We start from the raw sequence: 2,176 nt of genomic DNA, 5'->3' as shown, positions 1-2,176 counted from the left end.
TCAGCCCGGGGTGGCCGAGGAGATGGTGCGCTGGGCCGCGATCGGGCAGATGGTCCGCCGTCTGGCACGCGGCCGGGAGGCGACCCGCCAGCAGGCCTGGACGAGTCAGGGCCCTATTTCCTGACCCTTCTCAAACACGCTCTAAGTGATGAACGTGGCCAAGGCGAGGTGGGCGATGTTCGCCAGGAGAACGTGGCACCCGCCGGAAGCATGCCCACACTCGCCGTCTGGCTTGTGTTCTGCCCCGCAAAGGCCGAAGGCCCCCGCGGCGGCGGAGGCCTTCGAAGCCGAACTCAACTCTTGTGAGCCGGCACGATGAACAGCGTGGAAACCATTCGGTAGGTTCGGCGGGCGTAGGTCACGAACTTCTCGGTCGTCTCGATCGCTTCCACCGCCTTCTTCAGGGCCTGCCAGAGGCCGCGTACACTCCACTTTCCGTCTTCGTCGAGGATTCCCAGTTTGACCATCAGGAACGGAACAAGCAGGAGGAGAGTGCCCGCCACCACCACTGGAATCGGACCAGTCACGCTGTTGAAACTTGTGGCTACCAAGTAAGAACGATTGCCGAGGCCGATGTGTTCCCGTTTTCTCCCGGTGATCGTGACGAATTCCTCCGGAGGCGGGGGAAGTACCTTGATCCCCGCTCTGGTGGCGCCGAACGGTACGAGGGAGTGGAGCCGTCAGGCGGGCAGCGCGGCCTCGATGGCCTTGACGACGTCCTCGGCCTCCGGCTCCGTCTGCGGCGCGAAGCGCGCGGCGACGGTGCCGTCCGGGGCGATGAGGAACTTCTCGAAGTTCCAGCGGATGTCGCCGGTGTGGCCCTCGGCGTCGGCCACGGAGACCAGCTCCCCGTACAGCGCGTGCCGCCCTTCGCCGTTCACGTCGACCTTCTCCGTCATCGGGAAGGTGACGCCGTAGGTGGTCGAGCAGAACGCGGCGATCTCCTCGGAGGTGCCCGGCTCCTGCCCCATGAACTGGTTGCAGGGGACCCCGAGCACGGTGAACCCGCGCTCCCCGTACTGCTTCTGGAGGTTCTCCAGGGCCGCGTACTGCGGCGTCAGCCCGCACCGGGACGCGACGTTGACGACCAGCACGGCCTTGCCCCGGTACCGGGACAGGTCGGCGGAACCGCCGTTGAGGGCGCCGATCTCGACATCGAAAACGGACATGTCACTCCTTGCTCTGCGAGGTGCCTCGTCATCGGACACCTTCTCACCCCGGGCCGCCCCGCGGCGGCGGACCCCGCGCCGGGCACGCCTCACGGCCCACCGCCGACCAGGCTGACGCTTTTCGGCCCGGACGCCCTGTGCATAATGAAGGAATCCGACGAGGGCGGGGTAGTGGGTTACTGGAGGAGGCATCCCAAGAGGGAGGGCCAGGACGCACTGGAGGAGATCCACCGGTTGGGCTGGCGGATCATCGACCCGCCCACCTACTACACGATCCGGTGCCCGTGCGGGGAGCACCAGCGCCAGATCCACCTCACACCGTCGAACCCCAACTACTGGAAGCAAGCGGTTCAGCACGTCGAACGGGTGTGCCCGCCCCAAGCGAAGGAGGAGTCGTGAGCGGTGGTTTCAGCGCCACACAGATCACCCTCCAGTTCAGGCTGACCATGCCGCCCGGTAGTGCCGCCGAAGAAGTCCACATGCACGGTCGGCGGGTCATGGAGGAGCTTCTCGAACTGGAGAAGTGCAACGACGACTTCACCGACTCGACCGTGAGCACCGACGCCGGCATGAAGACCCTGACCGTCGAGCTGCTGATCCTCGGCGACCACGACATCAACGCGGTCCTGGGCCGGGCCCTGGGCCTCATCCGCACGGCCCTGCACGCGGCCGGGGGCGCCACCCCCCGCTGGCCCTCGGTGAGCGAACAGCCCGAGCGCGTGAACATGGAGAAGGCGCAGGACCTGGCGGCGAACGTCTGACGGGTCGTTCGGATCGTCCGGGGCCGCCGAACCGGCCGCCGCGAACCGCTCGACCGGGCACCGGAACACCCATGGTCCCGGGGTCCCGGTCGAGCCCGCCGAACCGGCCGCCGCGCGGTACCTCGCGCACACGGCGCCGGTACCGGTACCGGCGCGGGCGGTCGGGTGCCGGGCCAGGCCCGCCGTGGTCCGCCCCGGGGTTCCGGGGTCGGCGCCGCCCGGGGCGTGTTCGGGGGAATCGGCCCC

4 protein-coding genes are annotated in these 2,176 nt (G+C 68.2%); 2 read left to right on the top strand and 2 right to left on the bottom strand.

The genetic code is table 11. The annotated features are described in order from the left end of the window. Positions 1-293 precede the first annotated feature (293 nt). Positions 294-527 (bottom strand): hypothetical protein, encoded by a 234-nt coding sequence (locus ACJOT3_RS34150; RefSeq protein WP_406977267.1) that lies wholly within the window; start codon positions 525-527, stop codon positions 294-296. Positions 528-680: 153 nt separating this feature from the next. Then, a complete protein-coding gene (locus ACJOT3_RS34145) occupies positions 681-1,169 on the bottom strand; it encodes a glutathione peroxidase (protein ID WP_406977266.1) in 489 nt (162 codons plus the stop codon). Positions 1,170-1,340: 171 nt separating this feature from the next. On the opposite strand from ACJOT3_RS34145, the gene ACJOT3_RS34140 reads away from it, so the two are divergent. Both ACJOT3_RS34140 and ACJOT3_RS34135 read left to right on the top strand, forming a co-directional pair. Next, positions 1,341-1,568, top strand: a complete 228-nt coding sequence (locus ACJOT3_RS34140; protein WP_406977265.1) for a hypothetical protein — start codon at positions 1,341-1,343, stop codon at positions 1,566-1,568. Beyond that, positions 1,565-1,930, top strand: a complete 366-nt coding sequence (locus ACJOT3_RS34135; RefSeq protein WP_406977264.1) for a hypothetical protein — start codon at positions 1,565-1,567, stop codon at positions 1,928-1,930. The genes ACJOT3_RS34140 and ACJOT3_RS34135 overlap by 4 nt, the downstream gene beginning before the upstream one ends. Positions 1,931-2,176: the final 246 nt, after the last annotated feature.

The organism is Nocardiopsis protaetiae (assembly GCF_045446735.1).
Lineage (GTDB): Bacteria > Actinomycetota > Actinomycetes > Streptosporangiales > Streptosporangiaceae > Nocardiopsis > Nocardiopsis protaetiae.
The sequence above is the reverse complement of the archived record's forward strand: the minus strand, read 5'-3'. Positions and strand labels throughout refer to the sequence as shown.